The sequence below is a fragment of the Sphaerotilus sp. genome, from assembly GCF_034519685.1.
GTDB lineage: Bacteria > Pseudomonadota > Gammaproteobacteria > Burkholderiales > Burkholderiaceae_C > Sphaerotilus.
In genome coordinates this window covers 1,570,167-1,596,451 of the sequence record NZ_JAXHOF010000006.1, presented here as the reverse complement: position 1 = coordinate 1,596,451, position 26,285 = coordinate 1,570,167, and the positions used below count along the sequence as shown (strand labels likewise).

The 26,285-nt window shown below is 68.7% G+C and carries 5 protein-coding genes; all 5 read right to left on the bottom strand.

Going from position 1 to position 26,285, the window contains the following annotated elements; all coding sequences use genetic code 11:
- Positions 1–18: 18 nt before the first annotated feature.
- The 5 genes from U5O44_RS18250 to U5O44_RS18230 are packed head-to-tail and all read right to left on the bottom strand — an operon-like array spanning position 19 to position 26,256.
- Positions 19–19,719 (bottom strand): cadherin domain-containing protein, encoded by a 19,701-nt coding sequence (locus U5O44_RS18250; protein WP_322589824.1) that lies wholly within the window; start codon positions 19,717–19,719, stop codon positions 19–21.
- A gap of 13 nt (positions 19,720–19,732) precedes the next feature.
- The gene (locus tag U5O44_RS18245) at positions 19,733–20,599 is read right to left on the bottom strand and encodes an efflux RND transporter periplasmic adaptor subunit (protein WP_322589823.1); all 867 of its coding nucleotides are present in this window, start codon (positions 20,597–20,599) and stop codon (positions 19,733–19,735) included.
- 17 nt (positions 20,600–20,616) lie between these two features.
- Positions 20,617–22,542, bottom strand: a complete 1,926-nt coding sequence (locus tag U5O44_RS18240; protein ID WP_322589822.1) for a preprotein translocase subunit SecA — start codon at positions 22,540–22,542, stop codon at positions 20,617–20,619.
- Position 22,543: 1 nt separating this feature from the next.
- Complete coding sequence (locus U5O44_RS18235; RefSeq protein ID WP_322589821.1) at positions 22,544–24,775, bottom strand: site-2 protease family protein; 2,232 nt, start codon at positions 24,773–24,775, stop codon at positions 22,544–22,546.
- The gene (locus U5O44_RS18230; RefSeq protein WP_322589820.1) at positions 24,772–26,256 is read right to left on the bottom strand and encodes an efflux RND transporter periplasmic adaptor subunit; all 1,485 of its coding nucleotides are present in this window, start codon (positions 26,254–26,256) and stop codon (positions 24,772–24,774) included. Before U5O44_RS18230 ends, U5O44_RS18235 begins: the two co-directional genes overlap by 4 nt.
- Positions 26,257–26,285: the final 29 nt, after the last annotated feature.

Genomic DNA, 26,285 nt, shown 5'->3' with positions numbered 1-26,285 from the left:
GCGTTCAGCGGTCAGTGTTCAGGTTCGGTGGTCCAGCATGTCTTCCGCCAGATCGGCCAGCGATCCCGGGATATCGGTGTCCAGCCACTCAACTTCAGTCCCTTCGGGTTGACGCGGCGCATGGACGCTCAGGACTGGCAGCGGATCGAACTGGCGCCACGGCGGCGCCACGGCGGCCAGACTCGCGATCAACCCGCTGGCCCGCGTCGCCCAGAACACCAGCCCGACCGACAACGCCATGCCACCGGCCTGCACGGTGTCGCCGCTGTCCCAGCGCAAGGCAGGGGTCTGGTCACGGCCCTGCTGCTGCTGGGCCGATTCGACAGCCGCCCGCGAACGCTCCTCCAGCGAGGCCCACTGCAGCAGTGCCATGCGCTCCTGCAGGAAACCGCTCAGGTCGATCGGCACGTCCAGCATCACCAGCAGGTCACTGGCCGGCAACCGTGAGAGGTCCGGGACCACCGAAGAGGACTCGGCGTCGGCATACGGCGTGGCGCGCGCGCCCGGCAGCAGGTCGGGCATCGGGCCGATGCGGCGCGCCGGGCCGGCAGTGGTGGAGGTCACCGGCGTGGTGGTGGGCGTGGACTGCGTGGCGGCGATCACCGGGCTGTCGCTGCTCGCCACGTCCTCGCTGACCGCAGGGGCCAAGCGCCCATTGCCTGCGATCTCGATCATGATCTGGTCCAGCCGCACCCGGCTGTCCGCCGCCCCGGTCAGCGGCTCGTCGATGCGGTTGCTGTCCTGCACGGGCACGATGAATGCAGCCTCCAGCACGGGAGGCAACTCGGTGACCGGTGTCGGCACGGGAGCCGCCGGCTGCACCTGGACGGACACCCGCCGGGGACCGACCGTCCAGCCACCATCCGACACCGTCAGGTCAAAGCGGGTGGCATCGGGGCCTGCGCCCGACTGGACAAACACCACCTTGCCGGCCAGCACCTCGGCCTGGGTGAAACGGTCGATGGCCTGATCCGGCGCGGCGACACGGACAAACGCGCCAGACTGGACGTCGCTCACGGTGTAGACCAGTGCAGTGGCGTCAGTGTCAGGGTCAGTGCTGGTCAGCATGCTGGCGTCCAGCGTCACCCGTCCGCCCTGCCCCACCGACACCTGACTGGCCAGCAGCACCGGGGCTTCGTTGACGTTGGCGATCAACAGCGTGAGGGTGCGGCGCACGGTGAACTCGCCATCGCCCACGGTGATCTCCACTTCGTAGGCGTTGTCCTGGTCAGCATCCTGCGGCGACTCGGCATCGGCGATCGGCCGGAATCCGAGCAGTCCAGTGACCGGATCAAGCTCGAACAGTGCGGCATCCGCACCACCGCTGATGTCAAAGCGCAGCCCCTGCGCCGGCAGATCGGCATCGGCCACGGACACGGCGGCCGACCAGCGCTCACCCTCGGGCGTCATGATCGACACATCGGGCGTCGCCCAGTCGGACGTGAACCGCGGCGCGTTGTCGTTGACTGCAGTGACTGTCACGGCGATCGCCTGCGAACTCGTCAGGCTGCCGTCGCTGACCTGCACGGTCACGTCATAGATGTTGTCGGCGTTGGCGTCGCTCGGCACTTCGTGGTCCGGTGCGGCCAGGAAGCTCAGCACGCCCGTGGCTGCGTCGATCGTGAACCGGTCGCCATCAGCGCCCCCGGTGATGCTGAACATCAGCGTCTGCGCGGGTAGATCCGAATCTGTGGCCGTCACCGTCGTCACGGCCGTCGTGTTCTCGGACACGCTGACTGCGCTGCCCGAGGTGATCGCCGGCGTGTTGTCGTTGACCGCGGTGACCATCACGGCGATCGCCTGCGAGCTCGTCAGGCCGCCGTCGCTGACCTGCACCGTCACGTCATAGACGTTGTCGGCATTGGCGTCGCCCGACGCTTCGTAGTCCGGCGCGACGAGGAAGCTCAGCGCGCCTGTGGCTGCATCGATCGTGAACCGAGCAGCGTCCGCGCCGCCGGTGATGCTGAACATCAGCGTCTGCGCGGGTAGATCCGAATCTGTGGCCGTCACCGTCGTCACGGCGGTCGTGTTCTCGGCCACGCTGACTACGCTGCCTGATGTGATGGCTGGCGTGTTGTCGTTGACTGCAGTGACCGTCACGGCGATCGCCTGCGAGGTCGTCAGGCTGCCATCGCTGACCTGCACCGTCACGTCATAGACGTTGTCGGCGTTGGCATCGCTCGGTGCTTCATGGTCCGGTGCGGCGAGGAAGCTCAGTACACCCGTAGCCGCATCGATCGTGAACCGGGCAGCGTCGGCACCGCCAATGATGCTGAACGTCAGCGTCTGCGCCGACAGATCGGCATCCGTCGCCGTCACCGTCGTCACGGCCGTCGTGTTCTCGGCCACGCTGACCGCGCTGCCCGAGGTGATCGCCGGCGTGTTGTCGTTGACCGCAGTGACCGTCACCGCGATCGCATGCAAAGCGGTCAGGCTGCCATCGCTGACCTGCACCGTCACGTCGTAGACGTTGTCCGCGTTGGCATCGCTCGGCGCTTCGTGGTCCGGTGCGGCGAGGAAGCTCAGCACGCCCGTGGCTGCGTCGATCGTGAACCGGGCAGCGTCGGCACCGCCAATGATGCTGAACGTCAGCGTCTGCGCCGGCAGATCGGCATCCGTCGCCGTCACTGTCGTCACGGCCGTCGTGTTCTCGGCCACGCTGACTACGCTGCCCGAGGTGATCGCCGGCGTGTTGTCGTTGAGCGCAGTGACCCTCACCGCGATTGCCTGTGAGGTCGTCAAGCTGCCATCGCTCACCTGCACGGTCACGTCATAGACGTTGTCGGCGTTGGCGTCACTCGGGGCTTCGTGGTCCGGCGCAGCCAAGAAGCTCAGGACACCCGTGGCTGCATCGATCGTGAACCGGTCGCCATCAGCGCCCCCGGTGATGCTGAACGTCAGCGTCTGCGCCGGCAGATCCGAATCTGTGGCCGTCACCGTCGTCACGGCTGTCGTGTTCTCGGACACGCTGACCGCGCTGCCCGAGGTGATGGTCGGCGTGTTGTCGTTGGTCGCAGTGATGGTCACCGCGATCGACTGCGAGGTCGTCAGGCTGCCATCGCTGACCTGCACCGTCACGTCGTAGACGTTGTCCGCGTTGGCATCGCTCGGCGCTTCGTGGTCCGGTGCGGCGAGGAAGCTCAGCGCGCCGGTGGCTGCATCAATGGTGAACCGGGCAGCGTCCCCGCCACCGGTGATGCTGAACGTCAATGTCTGCCCTGGCAGATCGGCATCCGTCGCCGTCACCGTCGTCACGGCCGTCGTGTTCTCGGCCACGCTGACCGCGCTGCCCGAGGTGATGGCCGGCGTGTTGTCGTTGACTGCAGTGACCGTCACCGCGATCACCTGCGAACTCGTCAGGCTGCCGTCGCTGACCTGCACCGTCACGTCATAGACGTTGTCGGCGTTGGCATCGCTCGGGGCTTCATGGTCCGGTGCGGCGAGGAAGCTCAGGACACCCGTGGCTGCATCGATCGTGAATCGGTCGCCATCAGCGCCCCCGGTGATGCTGAACATCAGCGTCTGCGCCGGCAGATCCGAATCTGTTGCCGTCACCGTCGTCACAGCCGTCGTGTTCTCGGCCACGCTGACCGCGCTGCCCGAGGTGATGGTCGGCGTGTTGTCGTTGACCGCGGTGACCGTCACGGCGATCGTCTGCGAACTCGTCAGGCTGCCATCGCTGACCTGCACCGTCACGTCGTAGACGTTGTCCGCGTTGGCATCGCTCGGCGCTTCGTAGTCCGGCGCGGCGAGGAAGCTCAGCGCGCCTGTGGCTGCGTCGATGGTGAACCGGGCAGCGTCCGCGCCGCCCGTGATGCTGAACGTCAACGTCTGTGCCGGCAGATCGGCATCGGCCACCATCACAGTGGTCACGGCCGTCGTGTTCTCGGCCACGCTGACTGCATTGCCGGAGGTGATGGCTGGCGTGTTGTCGTTGACCGCAGTGACCGTCACCGCGATCGCCTGCGTGTCGATCAGGCTACCGTCGCTGACCTGCACGGTCACGTCGTAGACGTTGTCCGCGTTGGCATCGCTCGGCGCTTCGTGGTCCGGTGCGGCGAGGAAGCTCAGCACGCCCGTGGCTGCGTCGATCGTGAACCGGGCAGCGTCGGCACCGCCAATGATGCTGAACGTCAGCGTCTGCGCCGGCAGATCGGCATCCGTCGCCGTCACCGTGGTCACGGCCGTCGTGTTCTCGGCCACGCTGACCGCGCTGCCCGAGGTGATGGTCGGCGTGTTGTCGTTGAGCGCAGTGACCGTCACCGCGATTGCCTGTGAGGTCGTCAAGCTGCCATCGCTCACCTGCACGGTCACGTCATAGACGTTGTCGGCGTTGGCGTCGCTCGGGGCTTCATGGTCCGGCGCGGCGAGGAAGCTCAGCGCGCCTGTGGCTGCATCAATGGTGAACCGGGCAGCGTCGGCACCGCCAATGATGCTGAACGTCAGCGTCTGCGCCGGCAGATCCGAATCTGTGGCCGTCACCGTCGTCACGGCCGTCGTGTTCTCGGCCACGCTGACTACGCTGCCCGAGGTGATCGCCGGCGTGTTGTCGTTGAGCGCAGTGACCGTCACCGCGATTGCCTGTGAGGTCGTCAAGCTGCCATCGCTCACCTGCACGGTCACGTCATAGACGTTGTCGGCGTTGGCATCGCTCGGGGCTTCATGGTCCGGTGCGGCGAGGAAGCTCAGTACACCCGTAGCCGCATCGATCGTGAACCGGGCAGCGTCCGCGCCGCCCGTGATGCTGAACGTCAACGTCTGTACCGGCAGATCGGCATCGGTCGCCATCACCGTCATCACGGCGGTCGTGTTCTCGGCCACGCTGGCCGTGCTGCCCGAGGTAATCGACGGAGCGTTGTCGTTGACCGCGGTGACCATCACGGCGATCGCCTGCGAGCTCGTCAGGCCGCCGTCGCTGACTTGCACCGTCACGTCATAGACGTTGTCGGTGTCGGCATCGCCCGGTGCTTCGTGGTCCGGTGCGGGGAGGAAGCTCAGTACGCCCGTGGCCGCGTCGATCGTGAACCGGGCCGCGTCCGCGCCGCCGGTGATGCTGAACGTCAGCGTCTGGGCGGGGACATCGACGTCCGTTGCCGTCACGGTCATCACGGCGGTCGTGTTCTCGACAATGCTGGCCGTGCTGCCCGAAGTGATGGCGGGCGCGTTGTCGTTGACCGGGGTGATCGTCACGGCGATCGCCTGCGAGGTCGTCAGGCTGCCGTCGCTGACCTGCACTGTCACGTCGTAGACGTTGTCGGTGTCGGCATCGCTCGGCGCTTCGTGGTCCGGCGCGGCCAGGAAGCTCAGTGCGCCTGTGGCAGCGTCGATGGTGAAGCGAGTCGCGTCCGCGCCGCCGGCGATGCTGAACGTCAGGGTCTGCGCCGGCAGATCGGCGTCGGTTCCCGTCACCGTCATCACGGCGGTCGTGTTCTCGGCCACGCTGACCGCGCTGCCCGAAGTGATGGCCGGCGTGTTGTCGTTGACCGCAGTGACCGTCACCGCGATCACCTGCGTGTCGGTCAGGCTGCCATCGCTGACCTGCACCGTCACGTCGTAGACGTTGTCGGTGTTGGCGTCGCCGGGGGCTTCGTGGTCCGGTGCGGCGAGGAAGCTCAGCACACCCGTGGCCGCATCGATCGTGAACCGGGCAGCGTCCGCGCCGCCGGTGATGCTGTAGCTGAACGAGGCTGCACCCAGGTCCACGTCGCTGGCCGTCACGGTGACCACCGCTGTGGTGTTCTCAGCCAGGCTCAGCGCCGCCGTGGCGCCGCCACCCAGGCTGGTGATCACCGGTGCGTCGTTGACCGGCGTGAGGGCAATGGTGCCCACGATCGGGGTGATGCTGGCACCGTCGCCGTCGCTCAGGTCGATCTGTACCGTGCGGGTGGCGCTGCCCGGGTCGTCACTGCTGTTGCGGTACGTCAGGTTGCGCAGCAGGGCCTGCACGGCCGTGACGCTGGCGTTGCTGTTGAAGGTCACGACCAGCGGTGTGCTGCCGTTGCCGAAGCCGGCGTGGGTGCCGATGACCACGCCGCCGTAGGTCACGTCATTGCCCGACAGGCCGATCTGCCCGGCGCCGGTGCCCTCGTCGCGGATGGCCAGTTCATCGCTGGCCGATCCGTTGGCCGTGACCATGTAGGCGAGGACACCGCCGTCGAAATCGGCCGAGTCCACATCCGTGACGGTGGCCACCGCGTCGAAGAGCGCTGGAGCGTTCTCGACATAGGTGCCGCTGGATCCCGACACCGTGACCACTGGAGCATCGCTGACCGCCGCAATCACGACCACCGTGTGCCCGGTGCCTGTCAGCGAGCCGCCAGTGCCCTGCGCGCCGGTGTTGCCGTCGCGGAAGGTCCAGTCGATCCGCACACTGGCGGGCGGGGTGTCCGAGCTGTTCCAGTAGACGATGTGGCGCAGCAGCGTGTCCACCCGCGCCTGGGTCGCACCGCTGCTCAGGGTGACATCGAGCTGCCCGCCGGTGAAGACATAGGTGCCAACCTGGGTACCACCGACAAACAGGTTGGCGCCGCTGACGGTGACCACCGTGCCGTCGAAGGCGAGCTGGTCCTCGGCATTGGCGCCGCCCTGGCGGGCCAGCGTCAGCGTGGCGCCGGTGAAGTCATCGGCCGCGCCCAGTTCGGCATCGGCCAGCGAGGCGGTCGGCGCGAGCGCCACGCCGGCCGCGCCTTCCGTGTAGCCGACGCTGCCGCCGAGTCCGCTGAACACGGGTGCCTCATTCACCGCCCGAAGGTGGATGCTCAGCACCACGTCGAGCGAAGCCCCAACGCTGTCGGTGAAGCGCACGGTCACGTCGTGGCGGGCAGCGGCCTCGAAGTCCAGCCGGCTGCCATCGGCCACAGTGAGGGTGCCCGTGCTGGCGTCGATGGCGAAGCGACCGCCTGCGTCGTCGATCAGGCTGTAGCTGCCCGGTGCCGCGGCGTCCGGATCGCTGCCAGCCACGGTTCCCAACACGGTGCCTGTGGTGGCGAGTTCGTCCACGTGCAGACCCTGGGACTGCTGGTAGAGCGTGGCCACGTCCTGGGCGCTGAAGACGCCCTGGGCGATGACGAAGTGGTCGATCGCGCCCTCGAAGGCGGCGTCGCCGCTCCAGTTCGACTTGCCCACGTACTGGACGGGCCGCACGCCCGTTTCGGGCACCACGCCGGTCCCGGTGCCGGTCAGGGTGCCGTTGATGTAGAGCTTCATCTCGCCACTGCCATCGACGGTGGCGACAAAGTGCATCCACACGCCGTCGGTGATGACATTGACGGCGGTAGCTCGGTAGTCGTAGCTGCCGCTCTTCTCGATCGTGAAGGTCAGGTCGTTGCTGATCCCCATGCGGCCGACATAGATCGCACCGATCCCGCCGCTGTCGGCTTCTCCGAAATCGAACACCCGCTGCCAGTCGCCCGTGGTGTCGAAACGCACCTCGGCGGCGAAGCTCATGCTCCCGCCGCTGACAAAGCCCGGCACGGTCCCGTATTGCCCCCCCGACAGCTGCAAGGCCTGGGAGCCATCGACCGCGGTGGTGCTGCCCGGGTTGCCGGACAGCGCCATGTCAAGGTGGCCGGAGCCATCGTCACGCCCCGGCTGGGCGGTGGTGTCGAAGCCGTACACCGCCACCAGATTGGCCCCCGTCACGCCGGGCACGACGTAGAGGCCCACGGGGGCATCGTTGAAGGCCGTGACGGTGACGTCCACGGTGTCGGTGGCGCTGGAAAACGCGGTCGTGCCGCCGTTGCTGGCCGTGGACACCTTGGTGCCCGCGCTACCGCTGGTGGTGTCCCAGGCGCGCAGCGTCAGGGCGGCGAGGCTGCTGCCACTGAAGTTGGCGGTCGGAGCGAAGTACAGCCGCGTCGCCCCGTTGTCGGCCAGCAGCAGCGCCGCGCTGTCGCTCACCGCGCCGACGCCTGTCCAGCTGGCGCCCGCATTGGTGCTGTAGTACCAGGCGCCGTGGGTCTCGTCCGTGGCCGTGAGGGCGATGCCCCGGACCGCGCCAGTGTCGACATCGCCGGTGCCACCAGTGAATGCGCCCACCAGCGCACCGACCACGCCGGACGGCAGCCCGGCGTCCTCGGCCACACTCAGCGTGAGCGGCGTGTCGGACAGGACGGGGGCGTCATTGACCGACGTGATGGTCACGGTGGCGCGTTCGCTGGCCGCGCTGAAGGCGGTGGCCCCCCCCACGGTGGTGGCGTCGGCCAGCGTGCCGGCCGTGCCGCTGGTCTGGTCCCAGCCCCGGTAGTCCAGCAGGACCGTGCCGCCATTCGTGGTGGAAGGCAGGATGCGGATCTGGTCCGTCGCGCGCAGTAGCAAGGCCGAGCCAGGGGCGACCGCCGGTACGCTGTTCCAGCTGGTGCCGCCGTCCAGGCTGTAGGAAAAGTCCCCCCCGCTGCCCGCCAGCGCGTACAGCGCCAGCCCGCCTGCTGCGCCCGCATCGGCATCGCTCAAGTGGCCGTTCAGTACGGTCGCCACGGACACCACGAACGGAACCGCGTTCTCCGTGGTGGCATAGGACGGGGCGTACAGCGTCAGCACCGGTGCATCGTTGACGGCGGTGACCATCACTGTCGTGCTGCCCGTGGCCGCGAGCGCGCCACCACTCCCCTGCCCACCTGTGTTGCCGTCGCTGAAGGTCCAGTCGATCTGCACGCTGGCGGGCGGCGCATCGCTGCTGTTGGCGTAGGCGATCTGCTGCAGCGCCGAGTTCACCCTCGCATTCGTGGCGCTGGCGTTGAAGGTGAAGACCAGCGTGCCAGCCGAATTCGTATAGGTGCCGATGGTGACACCGCCCGACACCAGGTTGCCGCTGGCAGCGCTGATCGAGCCCAGCGTGCCGGTCGCGCTGAACACGTCCTGGCTGTTGGCGCCGCCATTGCGCGCCAGGGTGAGGGTGGCGCCGTTGAAGTTGTTGGCTGCCGTCAGCTCGGCATCGAAAACCTGGGCTACCGGCTGCAGCACCACGGCAGCGCCGTTTTCTGCATAGTTCGCGGCGCTCAAGGTACCAGACACTTGGCGCACGGCAATGTTGTCGAGATGACCGTCGACATAAAGCGAGCCGTCGGCCACGCCCGCAGTGTCGGATGTGTCGGTGAACGTGATCGTGGTGGCCGCCGAATTAGCCGTAAAGGTGTAGGTATAACGAACGGCATCCGAGCTCGGTACGCTGGTGACGATCTGGCCTGTCGTCAGCAGATTGCCTGCGCCATCGACCGCCACCTGCAACGACTGGTTCCGCGTGTTGTTGCCGTCGCGGTAGTCGAACGACAGCGCATAGGTGACCCCCGCCTGCGTGGCCAGCACTTGCGATGCCGTGTGCGGGCCGACTTGGTCGGAAGCACCAAAGGTCAGCTCGCCTGTGGACAGGCGGGTCACACTGGCGGATACGGTCCAGGCACCGAGATCGGTGTCGAAGCTGCCGTTGGTGATCAGGTTAGGACCGAATGTCGGCGCATCGTTGATGGCATTGAAGCTCACGGTCGTGCTGCCAAGCGTGGTCAGCGCCCCGCCACTGCCCTGGGGGCCGCTGTTGCCGTCGCTGAAGAGCCAATCGATCTGCGCGCTGGCTGGCGGCGTGTCACTGTTGTTGCCATAGCCGATTTGCTGCATCACGGCATTGACGTTGGCCCCCGTAGCGGTGCTATTGAAGATCAGCGCCAGCGTGCCATTCGAATTGGTCGTGATACTTCCGACGACAGTACCGTTGAGGTTCAGGGCGGCGCCCTCGTAGAGCGCCCGAAGGGTGCCTGTCGCATAGAACACATCCGAGACGTTGGCCCCTCCGTTGCGGACCAAGGTCAGCGTGGCGCCGTTGAAGTTGTCGGCTGCGCCCAGTTCGGCATCGGCAATGGTGACGTTGGCGTCCAGCACCACGGCCGCTGCGTTTTCGGTGGAACTCGGCGTGCCGTCCAGACCGGTGAAAGCGGGCGCGTCGTTCACCGCCGTCACCGTCAGCGTGCGCGTAGCAGCCGCGCTGGTCAGGGTGGAATAAGCGTCGGTGGCGGTGAATTCCAGCGTGCGCGTGGCCGTGCTGGGCGCTTCGCTGTTGTTGACGTAGGTCACGCTGCGCAGCGCCGCCTGGTATTGCGCCAGCGTGGCCTGGCCGCTCAGCGTCAGCAGGCCTGTGGTGCCGTTCCAGTTGCCGGAAATGCCGTTTTGGCTGATGAAGCCCAGCAGGTCCTGGCTCGCCACATAGCCGGTGGTGATCTGCACACTGGCCCCTGTCAGCAGCGTGCTGTCGGCGTCGGTCAGCAGCAGGCCAGCATCCACCGCCACCGCTGCTGCGTTCTCCGTGTAGGCGGCGCTGCCACCCGTGGGGCTGACCACGGGTGCGGTGGGCGTGGTGTAGCTCACCGTCAGGTAGGGCCTTAGCGCGGCACTGGCGTTTTCTGACGAGTGGTAGCGCCAGTCGCTGCCGGCTTTGTTGATCACCCAGCCCTGGTTGGTGGTGCCGTCGGCCCAGCTCTGCAGACTGGTCTCCAGGCCAGTAAAGGTGTTGAAGCCGTTGCTGTTGCTGGCCAGAGTGCTGACGGGCGTAGCCGCTGCTTCCACGCCGTCCAGTTGCACGCCGTTGCCAGTGCTGTTCCAGGTGGCGGTGGCCTGGTTCCATGTCAGACCCAGCAACTGGTGCATGGTGGCGCTGCCAGTGCCAATGTTGTCCAGGTACAGCGTCAGCGATGCCGAGGTGATGGTGGCGCCCGCCGGAATCTGTCCTGGCCCGCTGCCAAACAGGCTGTCGAATCGAATCAGCACCTGTTCGCCAGCGTTTTGGTAGATCGCGGTTTCGTTGCCGTAGTTGGTGCTGGGCGTTCCGCTGACGATGCGCACGTCTTGCGCGCCGCTGTAGCTGTTCGCACCCTGTTGAAACTGCAGCGCACCCACTTGCATCAGCACGCTGCCGCTGGCCTGCAGCGCACCGCCGCTGCCAGTGTTGCCCTGGTCGTTCACGGTCAGGCTCAGGTTGGCGCTGCCGTTGTAGTTGGCCGGTGGCTGGTAGCTGGCGCCATTCAGTGCAGCGTTGATGTTGGTCTGGCTGCCGGTGAACACCATGCTGGCATCGGCGGTGCCGTCACCCGTGCTGAACACCAACCCGCTGATGCTGGCCAAGGTGAAGCTGCCGGTGGATACCGACAGCGTCAGCTGCAGCAGGCCGGCACCGTTATCCACATCGCTCACGGTCAGCGCGTTGCCGTTGCCCGCGCTGAACACCCGGCTGCCGTTGGTGGGCAGGCTTTGGGCACCGGACAGGTCCAGCGCCGGGGCGTCGTTGACGCCCGTGATGTTCACTGTGCTGCTGCCCACCACGGCCAATGCGCCGCCGGTACCTTGCGCGCCAGTGTTGCCGTCGTTCAAGGTCCAGTTGATCTGCACGGTGGCGGGCGGCGCATCGCTGCTGTTGGCGTAGGCGATCTGCTGCATCGCCGAGTTCACCCTCGCATTCGTGGCGCTGGCGTTGAAGGTGAAGACCAGCGTGCCAGCCGAATTCGTATAGGTGCCGATGGTTGTGCCACTCAGGACCACGTTGCCACTGGCAGCCGAGATAGCGCTCAGCGTGCCCGTGGCGCTGAACACATCTTGCGCATTGGCGCCGCCATTGCGCGCCAGGGTCAGCGTGGCGCCGCTGAAGCTGTCGGTTGCGAACAGCTCCCGGTCCACCACTGTGGCGTTGCTGTCGATCACCACCGCAGCGCTGTTTTCCGCGTAGGCGATGGTGTTACCCAGCGTGTAGGCCGCGTTGCCGGCGTCAAAGCCCCGGTCCAGTGCGCCCGCGCTGTTGTAGCGGGCGATGGCCAGGTTGTAGCTGCCGCCCAGGTTGCTGGTGCCGGCCAGCACGATCTGCCCGTCGGCCAGCAGTTGCAGGGCGGCACCGCGGTCGTCACTGCTGCTGCCGAAGTCGGTGTTCACCCGGCCCGTACCGTTGAACGTGGTGTCCAGCGCGCCGGCGCTGGTGTAGCGCACCAGCGCAAAGTCGTTGCCGTTGCTGCCGGCCTGGCCGGCAATCACGATCTTGCCGTCGGCCTGCACGGCCACGGTCACGCCCAGTTCGCTGCCGGCGCCGATGTCCGTGGTCACCGTACCGGTGCCGTTGAAGCTGGTGTCCAGCGCGCCGGCGCTGGTCAGGCGCACGGTGGCAAAGGTGGTGCTGCCGCTGGCGTCGCTCCAGCCGGTCAGCACGATGGCGCCGTTGCTTTGCAGCGCCATCGCGTAGGCCATGTCGCTGCTGTTGGTGCCGATGTCGAGCAGCCGCATGCCAGTGCCGTTGAAGCTGGTGTCCAGACTGCCATTGGCCAGCAGCCGCACCACGGCAAAGTCGAACTGGCCGCCGTTCAGCGCCGTGCCGCCCACCACCAGACGGCCATCGGTCTGCACCTCGATGCTGCGTGCCAAGTCGGTGCTGCCGGCCAGGTCGATGGCGGCCACGCCGCTGGTGCCAAAGCTGGCGTCCACGCTGCCGTTGACGTTGAAGCGCTGCACCACAAAGTCGCTGTTGCCCGCAGCCAGCAAGATCTTGCCGTCGGTCTGGATGGCCAGTGAACCCGACTGGTTGGACACAGAGTTGCTGCCGGTGGCTACGCCGTCGCCGCCGCCAAAGCTGGTATCCAGCGTTCCGTCGGCATTGAGCTTCACCAGCGCCGAGACAAAAATGCTGCCGTTGAAGGTTTGGCCGGCCACCACCAGCTTGCCGTCGTCCAGCACCTTCACGGCGGTGGCGAAATCGTTCGACAGCCCGATGGCCAGCGTGAACTGCCCGCCGGTGCCAAAGCTGGTGTCCAGCGTGCCGTCCACGTTCCAGCGCTGCACCGCCAACTCCTGGTTGGCGGCCTGCGTGTAGCCCACGGTCACCAGCTTGCCGTCGGCTTGCTTGGCCATGCCGAGGGTGAAGTCAGACGTGCCGCCGCCCAGGTCTTGCACCACCTTGCCATCGCTGTTGCTGAAGCTGGGCGCGGTGTTGGGCCCACTGGCGATCACGTTGGCAGCGAATTCTGAGGTGTCGCCGGTGCTGAGGTTGGTGGCGGTGGCGCTGATGGCCTGGCCTGCGGCCACGGCCTGGTCGAGGACGACAGAAAAACCGGCGCTGCCAGCACCATCGGTCTTCACCACGCTGTAGCCCAGGTAAGTCTGCCCCTCGCCGCTGCCGCTGGCGTCGCCCGTGGCGTTGGCGAAAAACTCCAGGCGGTACAGCGTGTTCAGGCCTGAACTCAGGCTGCCGTTGAGGGTGATTTGCGTGGCCGTGAGGGTGGCAGAGGTCAGCGTGGGCCGGTTCTGCAGGCTGTTCGCGCCGGTGTCACCGTCGCCAGTGTCGTTGGCCGTCACGCCGTCCATGCCGAGGTCGATCCCCAACCCGGCGTTGCCGACGATCGAGTTGCCCAGCACCGCGATGCCACTGACGTCAGCCTCGACGCTGATGGCACCGTCGTTGCCCCAGGAAAGGTTGTTGGCGATCAGGTTGCCGGAGCCGGTGGCGGTACCCCCCACCGTGTGCTGGCTGGTGCCCATGCCGAACCAGAAAGCGCCCGCCCAATTGCCCAGCGCCTGTGTGCCGGTCACGTCCGTGCCGATGTAGTTGCCTTGCACCAGCGTGCCGGAGGTGCCGGCGCCGAAGATCTCGAATCCGTGTCGCGTGTTGGCGGAGATGATGTTGCGTTCGGCGGCCGAGGTGCCACCGATGCGGTTGTTGGCGCCAGAGGGGATGAACAGGCCGTCCTGGGCGTTGCCACGGGCGAGCGTGCCGGTGGCATCGGTGCCGATGTAGTTGCCGATCACCACGTTGTTGGAGCCCGCCAGCCACACGCCCGCGTTCACGTTGCTGGACAGCACGTTGCGGGCCAGTGTCGTCGTGCCGCCGATCGTGTTGTTCGAGGACTGGACCGCCAGCCCGCCCAGGTTGTTGGCGGCGGCGGTGCTGCCGTCCGCCAGCAGGCCGATGACATTGCCTTCGACCGTGTTGCCATCCGAGCCCGCATCGATGTTCAAGCCGTACAGGCCGAAGTCCACCAGGCTGAAGCCCCGGACAGTGCTGCCACCGGACCCGGCCGCCAGTGTCAGACCTGACGCACTGATCCCGTTGCCGTCGAGCACGATGGCGGCACGCTGGCCGTTGGCGGCGAAGCTGTCGTCCGTGGAGGCGTCCAGCACCACAGCCCCAGTGACCGACGGCAGCGCCGTGGCCACCGTGATCGTGTGGACACCCGTGCCGGCGATGGCGAAGGTGATCCTGTCGGCGCTGCTGCCATTGGCGGTGTTGTTGGCCGCCGTGATCGCCTCGCGCAGACTGATGAAGCCGTCTGCGCCCTTGTTCGCCAGCAGCGTGCTCAGGCTGCTCGTGTCGCCATCGCTGGTGTCGGCGGCAGTATCCACCGTGATGACCGCCTGCGCGCTGGACACGGCGGCGATGCTGCGCGCGAACTCGGAGGTGTCGGTGAAGGTCGTGTAGGTCGCGTCGCTCTTCGTCGCCGTCGCGCTGATGGACTCGCCCACCGCCACGCTGGCGCTCAGGGTCGTGCTGATCGTGGCGTTGCCCGAGGCGTTGGTGGCCACGTTGGCGTAGCCGAGGTAGCGCTGGCCTTCGCCGTAGCCGGTGGCGTCCTGGCTGGTGTTGGCAAAGAACTCGATGCGGTAGTAGCTGCTGGCGCTGCTGTTGAGCGTGCCGGTCAGCAGGAGCTGTGTGCTGCCGTCGGTGCGTGCCGTGTTCAGCACCGGGAAGTTCTGCAGATTGTTCGGTCCGAAGTCGGCATCACCGGTGTCGTTGGCCCGCACACCGGCGCTCCCCAGGTCGAGGCCCAGGCCGACATTGCTGTAGACCGTGTTACCCAGCACCGCGTTGCCGGTCGTGCTGTTGCCACTGATGCTGACGCCCGAGGTCCAGGTGCCGCCTTGGCCGCTGAACGCGATGACGTTGCCGGCCCCGGCAGCGGTACCGCCAATCTGGCTGCTAGTCGCCCCGTTTTCCACCAGGATGCCGTTCTGCTGTGTGCCCCAGTTGGCCGTGCCGGCCAGATCGGTGCCGATGCGGTTGCCGTGGACCAGGGTGCCAGACGAAGCGCCGTCGATTTCGATGCCGACCAGACCGGCACCCGCAATCCAGTTGCCGCTGTTCGCCCCCGTGCCGCCGATCACGCTGTTGTCGGCACCGCCGCTGATGAAGATGCCGTCGCCACTGTTGCCCAGCACGCCGGTGCCGGCAGCGTTCAGCCCGAGCCAGTTGCCGATGACGGTGTTGCCGTCGGACGCCTCGCTGGCGATCTTGACCGCGTTGTCTCCGTTGCCCGAGATGACGTTGCGCTGCGCGACCAGCGTGCCGCCGACCGTGTTGGCATTGGCTCCGCCCGTGATCTGGACACCGTCGAAGGTATTGCCCCGGTCCAGCAGGCCGGTGGCATCGGTGCCGATGTAGTTGCCCGCCACGGTGTTGCCGCTGATTTCGGCATCCGCCAGCGCAACCCCGTTGTAGTTGGCCGAGATGACGTTGCGCTCGGCGGCGTCGGTGCTGCCGTCGGCATTGGTGCCGATCAGGTTGCCGGTGACCGCGAGCGCAAACCCGCCGTTGTAGAGGTACACCCCGGCGCCGGTGTTGCCGACGGCGGTGCTGCCGTCGGTACCCAGGCCGATGAGATTGCCCTGCACCCGGTTGTTGGTGCTGCCGTTGGCGACCAGCACGCCGGTCTCGTTGCCCGAGATGACGTTGCCCGCCCCGGTCAGGCCAGAGCCGACCTGGTTGCCTGTGGCGCCGCCCCAGAACGCGACCCCGCCCTGTGCATTGCCCAGCGCGACCAGACCGGTCACATCCGTGCCGATGTAGTTGCCCTGCACGACGTTGCTGGCGGTGCCGGTGCCGACCATCTCGACGCCGTACCAGTTGTTGCCGGAGATGAGATTGCGCTCGGCGGTGTCGTTCGTGCCGTCCGCATTGGTGCCGATGCGGTTGCTGCTGGCACCGCCCATGATCACCACGCCGCTGACGCCATTGGTCTGGGCGGCCCCGTTGAGGTCGGTGGTGCCGGTCAGGTCGGTGCCAATGTAGTTGCCGATCACGACGTTGCCGGTGGCGGAGGCCGTGCCGAGCTTGACGCCGGCGCTGCCGTTGGCGGCGATGACGTTGCGCTGGCCGGCGGTGGTGCCGCCCACCGTGTTGCCGGCGGACTCGATCAGGACGCCGTTGACGGCATTGCCCAGCGCCGCATCACCGCCTTCGGTGGTGCCGATGTAGTTGCCTCGGATCTGGTTGCCCGTGGCGCCCCCGCCGATCCACACCCCGGTGCCCGTGTTGGCGGAGATGAGGTTGCGGTCGGCCGCAGTGTCACCGCCGATCACGTTGTTGTTCGAATTCCAGATGTTCACGCCCTGCTGGTTGCCGCGGGCGGTGACGCCGTCCGTGCCGACGCCGAACCAGTTGCCGGCCACGGTGTGGCCGCCGCTGTCGGAAATGTCGAGGCCGTCCTGGGTGAAGCGCTGCACGATCAGGCCGCGCACGGTGCTGCCATCGGCGCCGGTGTACAGGCGCAGGCCGTCCTGCACCACATTGGCGCCGTCGAGCACGATGGCCGGCCGGTTGCCGCTGGCGGCGAATCTGTTGTCGGTGGTGGCGTCGATCACCACGGCCTGCGTCATCGTGGTCAAAGCCGAGCCCAGGGTGATGCTGGGCGTCAGCAAGGCGGTGTTGATGTTGGCCGACTCGATGTTGGTCGGAATCGCAAACACGATGCGGTCGGGCGATGCCCCGTTGGTCGTGTTGTTGACCGCCGCCATGGCTTCGCGCAGGCTGACGCGCCCGTCGCCACCGCGCGCATTGCCCAGACCCGTGATGCTGGTGGTGGTGCCGTCGCTGGTGTCGCTGGTGGTGTCCACCACCACCACGCCGCTGGTGTTGGCGGTGACGTTGGCCGCGAATTCAGACGTGCCACCGTAGTTGCCCCCCCCCAGGTCACGCGTGGCCGTAGCGGTGACGCGGTCGCCGTGGTTGACGTAGACGCCGGCCAGCGAGGCGTTGATGCTGGCGTTGCCGCTGCCATTGGTGGTGACGGTGGTGAAGCCCAGCCAGCGCGCGCCTTCGCCGTTGGTGCCGTCGGTGTTGCCGGGGCGGTTTGAATAGAAGTCGATGCGGAAGGTGTGGCCGGCGGTCGAATTCAGGCTGCCATTCACCGTGGTTCCCGACGTGTCGCCAGAGACGCTGCTGAGCACAGGGAAGTTCTGGTACCCATTGGGCCCCGTGTCCGGGTCCAGGTTGTCGTTGCTGTCGTAACCGTTGTCGCCCAGATCGATGCCGCGCTGGACGTTGCTGTAGATGTTGTTGGCCAGGATGCTGGCGGTGTTACTGCCATTGGCGGTGACCAGAATGCCGTCATTGCTGTTGCCGACGATCAAGTTGGCACTGGCTTGCGTGTCGCCGCCAATCACCGCGCCACTGGAGTTGTTGTCCACGGTGATACCGCTCAGCCCATTGCTGATCACCCAGTTGCCCCGGATGCCGGTGTTGACGGCAGCATCCACGTAGATGCCGCGGCCCGTGTTGTAGGTCACCACATTCCGGCCGGCGGCCGTGCTGTTGCCAATGAGCGTTCCCGTGGCACCGGCGACATGAATGCCGCTTTGGCTGTTGGCGACTGCCGTGCTGCCGTTGCTGCCTACGCCGATCCAGTTGCCCAAGATCTGGTTGCCGGTGCTGGCAGCGTTTTCGACCGCGATGCCGCTTTGGTTGTTGCCGGCAATGATGTTGCCCGCGCCGGCAACTGTTCCGCCAATGGTGTTGTTGCTGGCGCCGGTGTCGATCTGGATGCCGTCCTGCCCGTTGCCCTGTGCCACGTTGCCACTGGTCGACGTGCCGATGTAGTTGCCGAGCACAGTGTTGCCCATGGCGCTGGCACCCGACAGGTTGATGCCGAACGTGGTGTTGCCCGAGACAACATTGCGGGCCGCAGTGGTCGTGCCGCCGATGGTGTTGAACGAGCCGAGCACGCGGATGCCGGCGTCGGCATTGGCCAGGCTGCCGGTGCCAGCGGCGTTCAGGCCAACGGTGTTGCCGGCCACCACATTGCCCGTGGCGCTGCTTTCCAGCGTGATGCCAGTGCCATTGCCGCTCACCACGTTGCCGGCCCCCGCCACGCTGCCGCCAATCGTCACCCCGCTGACAGCGTTGACGAAGACACCGTGCCAGGTGTTGCCCACATCCGCCGAGCCGGCCGCATTGGTGCCGATGTAGTTGCCCTGCACCACCGTGCCGACAGAGCCAGCACCGACGATGTTGACGCCGATGTTGCCGTTGCCAGAGATCACGTTCCGGTCGGCGGCCACGGTGCCGCCAATCCGGGTGTTGGCCGCGTTGAACAGGTTCACCCCGATGCCGTTGACCAGCGAGAAATTGCCGTTCACATCCGTGCCGATGTAGTTGCCTGCGACCGTGACGCCGCTGCTGTCGGAGATGGCGATGCCCGCGCCGGTGAACGAGTGCAGCACCAGGCCACGGAGGACGCTGGAGTCGCTCCCCGCCTGGAAATCCAGCCCAGTGGTCACGCTGTGCCCACCGTGCAGCACGATGCCCGGCACGCCTCCATTGGTGCCGTTGATCGTCACCCGCCCGGTGATCTGTGGCAGCGCGCTGGCCAGGTTGATGGTGCCGAAGGTGCTGAAGGCGATGGTGTCCGCACCGCCATTGGCGTTGGCATTGGTGATGGCCTGCCGCAGGGAACCCGCGCCGGAGTCGTTCAGATTGGTGACGGTGTAGGTCGCCAGCGTGCCCTGCCACAGCGCCTGCGCGGTGGGCTCGAAACGGGCGGAATCATCGATCCGGCCGGTCTGCAGCTCCAGTTCCCAGTCGCCGCCGGCCTCGGCCGAGCCGGTCAGGTCGGTGCTGGCGGCCACGTCGGCGCCGGTCAGGTTACCGAGCTGGTGGACAAAAGCCGCCCCGTCCAGCCCCTGCCCCACATCGCAGCCGTAGAGCAGCAGGTCAGCGTCGTCGGTGAGCGCCTGGCGCCAGCCGGCCACTTCCTCGGCCCGCGCCGCGAGCAGCGCCGCATCCACTGCGGTGCGCCCCAGCTGCAGCAATGCCGTGTCGCCGTGGCTGACCAGGTGCACCGCCGACAGGTTCTGCCGGCTCGCCAGCAAGGCGGAGACCTGCGCCAGGCCGTCGGCGAGCGGATCGGTCACCACGACCTCGATCTGGCAGGCCGACGTCGCCCGGGACCACCACATCATCGCCAGCTGCGAAGCGCCGTCGATGCCACCGTCGATGACCACCAGTTCGTGCCGGACCTCGGCCTGCCAGTCCTCCGACACGGCGGACACGGTGGACACGGCCGTCGCCACAGCCTCCGGCTGACTCTCGGGCAGGACATCGGGCAGGACATCGTCCAGCGCTGCAGCGCCCAGCCAGCGCCGACCATCCGCGTCGAACCAGGGCAGCACCTCGGCGTCCGGCGGCAGCTCGGCCAGCCGGGCCAGCCCGTCCACGCCGCCGTCGATCAGCAGCACGGACGGCGCCGGCGCATCGGCCGTGGCCTGCGCCTGCCGGTCCGCCAGCACCAGATCCCAGTCCTCGACCCGGCGATCGACCACCAGCCAGCGGGCCTGCTGCACGGCGGCAGCGGCCTCGGCTCCATCGCTGCGGGCCGTGTCCACGCTGCGCACATCGGCCATCGGCACGCCGCCCAACAGCAGCGCCGCATCGGCGGAATACAGGATGCGGGCTTCGAGTTCCTCGATGCCGGTGCGGTGGGTGGCCGTCATGGAGCAGACCGGCTCAGCGCACACCCAGGGCAGGCACCACGGCAGGCGCAGCCGGTGTCGCCGGTACGGCGGTGGGTGTGGCCCCGGCCCACTCGGGCAGGCACCGCACGCCGGCCAGGATCGCGTGGTCCGGATTTGGCAGTGTCAGCCGCGCACGGAAGGTGCGGCTGGCGGCATCGACGATCTTGTCCACCCGCTCGACCGTGGCGGTCTTGCGGGTGGCGCCCGGGTAATCGGGCTTGAGCTGCAGCGCATCGCCCGCCTTCAGGCGGCCCAGGTCGGACAGCGGCAGCACCAGCTCGACCCGCAGCGGATCGAGCCGCGCGATGCGCAGGATCGGCTTGTCGTCGACCCGCTCGCCGGGGTGCAGGAAGCGGTCGACGACCACACCGTCGATGGTGGCGACCAGTTCGCGCTGGGCGAATTGGGAGCGGGCGGTCTCGGTGTCGCTGGCGGCGGCGCGCTGCTGTTCGCGCACGGCGTCGACACGGCGGTAGGCCACCTCGGCTTCGGAGCGGGCCTGCTCGACGGCCACTTCGGAAATGAAATTCTGCCGGCGCAGATCCTCGGCCCGGACCAACTTGCTGCGCGCGAGTTCGGCCGCGGCCCGCGCGGCCCGCAGCTCGGCCTGGACATCCGAGCGTTGGCTGGCAGCGCTCAGGTTGGCGCGCTCGACCTCGCGGCGCAGCGTGGCGACCACCATGCCGCGGCGCACCGCGTCCCCACGCTCGACCGCCACCGTGGCGATCACGCCGACCACCGGGCTGCCGATGTCCACCACCTGCGAGGGCTCGATCAGACAGGCCAGTGGCGCCGCCCGTGCGGCCACGGCCAGCAGCAGCCCTGCCGCGGCAACACATGCTCGACCGTGTACGTTCACCACAGACTCCAAGCTCGTCATTCTTCCCATCCGCTGTACGCCAGCCGTCCAGCACCGGCGCGGTCCTGGCGCAGCAGGGTGCGGCGCTCGCGGATCTGCGTCCATTCATCGAACAGCATCGCCGCACGCCACACACCCGCCGTCCAGTGCGACGCCGCGGACCCAGGCACAAGCGTAGCGAGCAGCCAGCCCGGCATGCGCCGGAACAGCGGACCTTCTCCGACGCACACCAGCGTTTCGACCGACCCCGGATCGCCCTGGCGTGCCGACCGGCCCACCAGCTGGCGCCACTGGCGCGACGGCAGGGCATCGGCACACACCAGCACATGCAGGCCACCGGCCGCCCGCACGGCGGGGCTGAGCCGGATGTCCGTGCCACGGCCGGCCATCTGGGTCGACACCGTGATCCGCCCGGCCTGTCCGGCACGGGCGATGACCTCGTTTTCCAGCCGGCTCTGCACGGCGTTGAGCACCATCGGCCGCAGGCCGCGTGCGCGCAGCTGCTGGGCGAGCCGCTCCGATTCGGCCACCGACGCCGTGCCGATCAGCACAGCCCGCCCCTGCGCCACCAGCGTGTCAGCCCGGTCGGCCACCGCCTGCCAGCGCAGCGCGGCGTCGGTGAACACCCGCACGCCCAGGTCCTGGCGCTGCAGCGCGTGGTGGCGCGGGATGCGGAGGACCGGCGTGCCGTAGCTCAGCACCATCTCGGGCAGTACCTCGGCCAGCGTGCCGCTCATGCCGCCGATCTGGTGGTAGCGGCTGAACAGGCGCTGGTAGGTGAGCTGCGCCAGGGTCTGCTGGGGCGCCGGCATGGGCAAGGCCTCCTTCAGCGCCAGCAGCTGGTGCAGGCCGCGCGACCACTGGCGCTCCGGCGCGGCGCGGCCGGTGATGGGGTCGATGAAGACGATGCGCTGGTCCTGCACCGCGTAATCGCGGTCACGCTGCAGAGCGTGCAGCACGGTCAGTGCCCGCAAGACCCAGTCTTCGCGCCAGCGCAGGTCGGACCAGGGCCGCTCGGCCGCCCAGGGCTGAGCACCCAGCCAGTCGCGCCCGGCACGGGTCAGCCGCACCGTGGCAGCGCCGCTGCCGGTTGCGGCCGTGACCGTGGCATGCCGACCGATGTCGAGCGCGCGGACCCACGCCAGCAGCGCGCCCAGCTCTGCCTCCGACAGCGCCTGCCGACCATGGCCGGACAGGATCAGCGGCACGCGCGCCTCGTCGCACAGCACGCTGTCGGCTTCATCGACCAGCGCCAGACACAGCCCGCGCATCAAGGGACCGGCCTCTGGCGCACCGGCGTCGGTCCAGGCCAGCTGTCCCCCGGCACGGCCATGGGCAACCCGGTCGCGCAGGTGGTCGAACGCCACCTCGCGCGCCGCGGCATAGGTCACGTCGGCCGCATAGGCCTCGCGGCGCTGCGCGGGCGTCGAGGCCGCGGTGACGCAGGCCACCCGCAGCCCGAGTGCCGCATAGAGCGGCTGCAGCTCGGCCGCATCGCGCTCGGCCAGGTAGTCATTGGCGGTCAGCACATGCGTGGGCACACCGGCCAGACCGGCGCACGCCGCGGCGAGGAACATCGCCACCGTCTTGCCCTCCCCGGTGGCCATCTCGACCAGGCACCCCTGGAGCATGGTCCAGGCCGCCAGGTGCTGCGTCTCGTGCGGCGCGAAGCCGAGGTGGGTCCGGACCAGCTCGGTCAGCCGCTGGAAGACGGCCGCGCAGGCCGCGGGGGTGTAGCCGTCGCGCCGCAGCCGGGCGAGCGTCTGCGGCCACGGTACGGCGTCGGGCGCACGCAACAGCGCCAGAAACCGCCCCCGTTCGCACCGCACCCGCCAGGCAGTGCGCAGCGCCAGAGCCAGCGGGCGGGGCTGTGTCCGCTGGGGATAGTGGCCCCAGACCGGCCCGGGCCGCACCAGCGCCATCGCCGACAGGGTCGCGGCCATGTCAGCGGCCTCCGGGCACGTCGGTGGCTTCGCCGAGGTGGCGCAAGGTGAGCTGCTGCAGCCGCCGCAGCAGGCGGGCCCCCAGCGGCTGCGCACCATGGTCGAAGCGCACCAGCAGCCGTGCGCCCAGCCGCTGCACCGCCAGCGCCGGCACCTGTACATCGACCACGGCCACCGGCCGCAGCGTGCGCAGCCCGTCGGGATCGGCCGGATCGGTCTCGGTGTATCCGCCGGCCAGCACGCCCAGCGCCGCGGCCGGCAGGACCGAACCGGTCTCCGGCACCACCCCGTCCCAGCGCCCCGCGTAGACCCGTCCAGCCTCTTCCGGCCGCATCACCGACACCGAGCGCACCCCCGCCAGCAGCCAGGCGATGTCTTCGTCCGGCACGACCGTGCGCGCCACCAGCCGGTCATCCGCCAGCACATAGCCCAGCAGCTCGCCACGCCGCACAAAGCGGCCGACCAGCGTCTGCGGCTCGATCCAGCTCACGCGCCCGGCCCGGACGCTGCGCACGGCCATCTGCGCGATGCGCTGCGCCAGTTCCTCCTCCCGGGCCTGCAGCATCGCCACTTCGGCCTCGGCACGCTGGGCGGCCGCCGCATCCTGGACCTGCAGGCGGTTGACCTGCACCTCCAGCGCCAGCCGCCGGGCGTGCAATGTGGCCAGCTCCACGGGCTGCTCGTCGCTGTGCAGCGTGACGAGTGGCGACGACACCTGCACCACGCTGTCCGCGGCGGCGTCGATCGCCACCACGAATCCGTCGGCCGGTGCGCGCACGAGCGCATCCTCCGGCATCCAGGCCTGCGCCTGCGCGATGGTGGCCTGGGGAATCGGCACCAGCAGCACCCCCGCCAGCAATGCCCCGGCCAGTGCCAGTCCGAGTGCCGTGGCGCGCAGACGCCGTCCCCGCAGCGCAGGCGCCCGGACGAGCCAGCGCAGGCTGTCCAGCAGCGGCTTGCCCACCAGCATCCAGAGCGCGATGGCACCCGCCATCAGCGCCAGCATGGCCGCGGTCTGCGCCAGCCACAGACAGGCCGATGTCGCCACCAGCATGCCGAACAGCCAGGCAGCCGGCGCATACACCAGCGTCACGCCCCGCTGCAGCCGGCTGCGGGCCGGGAGCGCCGAGGCCATGACCCGCCCGCCCAGCCAGCCCTGGAGCCGGTCGAACCACCAGCGCCGGCTGCGCTGGGCCAGGTTCGGAAGATCCAGCGCATCGGTCAGCACGTGGTAGCCGTCCATGCGCACCAGCGGATTGGCATTGGCCAGCACGGTCGACACCCCGCCCACCAGCGCCACCGACAGCGCCAGGTCACGTACCCGGCCGGGTTCCACCGCCGACCAGACCAGCACACCGACCGCCGCCAGCACGCTTTCCACCAGCACGCCGGCCGCGCTGATCAGGATGCGTTCGCGCCGCCGCGACAGGCCGGTCGCGGCCGACGCATCGACATACGGCGCGGGCACCAGATACAGGAAACCGATGCCGACGTGGCGCACCTCGGCGCCAAAGCGCCGCACCGCCAGCGCATGCCCCAGCTCATGCAGAGCCTTGATCAGCGGATAGACCCCCCAGCTCAGCGCCAGAAAGGTCGGGCTGCCGAGGCGCTCCCGCAGATCGGCCTGCAGCGACGGCCAGACCAGCGCGGCCTGCATCAGCCCGGCCCCGACGATGGCCAGCGCCAGCAGCAGCGTCAGCGGATGGGCCAGCACGCGGGCCAGCGGATCGAGCCGGGTCAGCCAGCGGGTCGGGTCACCCAGCGGCACCCGCCAGGACAAGGGATTGAGCGAGGCACGGCGGCGGCGCCGATCGACCTGTTCCTCGCCGCGCATCAGCGCCTGCAGGTCGGGCAGGCGATCGGACTGCAGCAGCCCGGCCGAATCCAGATGGGCCAGCCATTCCAGCACCTCGTGCTGCGTCGGCGGCTGCGCGCGGTGGGTGCTGAGCCAGGTCCAGATCTCGCCGATGGTGCGCCGCCCGTCAAAGCGGCCGACGAAGGACCAGGCGGCCTCGTCCAGCAGGTGGTGGCGGCCGGTGAGCAGATCGGCGAGCACATGGCGGGCCTGCCCCTGGCTGCCACGGTGGCGCACCCGCACCGTCGGCCGCAGCCGGGGCACGATGTTCGCCACCCGGTACCAGAGCGGGCTGTCGAGCGGCACCGGGTCGAGCACCTCGCTTGCGCTGGCGCTGGCGGCTGCGCCCGGGGTCGCCAGGGTCGACGCCGGCGTCATCCGAGCAACGTCCACCAGCCCATGCGCAGCCAGTCGAACAGCCGGCCGAACAGGTCCACCGCCAGCGGGTGGCGCCCGGTGTCCAGGCGGGTGACGCCCTCGAAACCGGGCCGCAGCGTCGCGGCATTCGACACCAGCGCGCCCTCCACTTCGAAGCCGTTGCGCCCGTCGCGGATCCGCGCCACCGGGGTGATGCGCGTGACGGTCATCGGCAGGGCCTGGCCCGGTCGGGCGGCGACACGCAGTGCGCCGATCGTGCCGACCTGCACGCCGGCCACATCGCGCTCATCCACCCAGAGCACCAGCCGGAAGCCGTCGACTGGCGCCACCGTCATCATGACTTCGCCGCGCTTGACCGGTGCCCCCACCGAGCGGCTGAGGTCGCCCGAGACGACCACGCCGGTGAGCGGCGCCAGCAGCCGGCCGCGCTCCAGATCGCGCCGGGCGAGATCGGCGCGGGCGCGGGCCTCGTCGACCTTGGCCATCTGCACGACGATCTGCGCCTGGTCATGGCGGGCGAGCGCCTCGTTGACGGCGCTCTCGGCCTGGGCGAGCGTGGCCTCGGCTGTGCGCAATTCGTTGGAGGCCTGCTCGCCATCGAGGTCGATGAGCGACTGGCCGCTCTGGATCTGCGCCCCCGGACGGGCATAGACCACGGAAATGAAGCCATCGCGCGGGGCCACCATCTGGCGTTCGTGCAGCCCCTGCACCCGTGTCGGCGCCACGACTTCGCGCTGCACCGGCAACAGGCCGACCACCAGCAGCCCGCCCAGCGCGACCGGCCAGAGGTGGCGGCGCAGCGGCTCCAGCCAGCCCGGCCAGGCGACCAGCGCGGTCGGACCACGGCGCGGGGAGCGGGTGAGGTACAGGCGTAGCAGCGGGGTCAGGTAGGTAGCGGCCTGTTCCAGCCGGAGGATTTCCTCGGTGCGGAACGGCGCGCCCAGATCACGTTGCAGCGTCAGCGCGCCCAGCACCAGCCCGTCGCCCCCCAGCGGCACGGTGCAGACCGCGCAGGCGCCCATGGCGCGGCTGAGCTGCACATGGGCCAGCCCGGCCTGCATCGGTCCATGGCGGCGGGCAGGATGGGTGAGCGTGCAGGCGCTGGCAGCGGCCTCCTGCATCGCGGCATGCAGATCGCGCACGAGTTCGGCCGCATCCGACAGGCGCGGCAGGTCGGACACCGCCAGCACCTCCAGGTCCGAACGGGTCTGCCGACGCAGGCCCAGCGCGACGCGGTCACACTGCAGACCGCTGGCCAGATGCAGCACCAGCGCCCGCAGGGCGTCCGCTCCGCGGGGCGCGTGCAGCAGGACACCGACGGTGTCCATCAGCCACTCCGCAGCCGGCACGGCACGCACCGCCGCTGGTGCGGCGGACAGGTCGCGGATCGCCGCACTCAGCCGGGCCTCGGCCTGCACCGACGGACTGGCGGGTGCGGCGACGTCGCGGGCGGGGCTGCGGGGAACGGAAGTGGTGCTCACTGGTGGACGGACCCATGAATGCCCGCCAG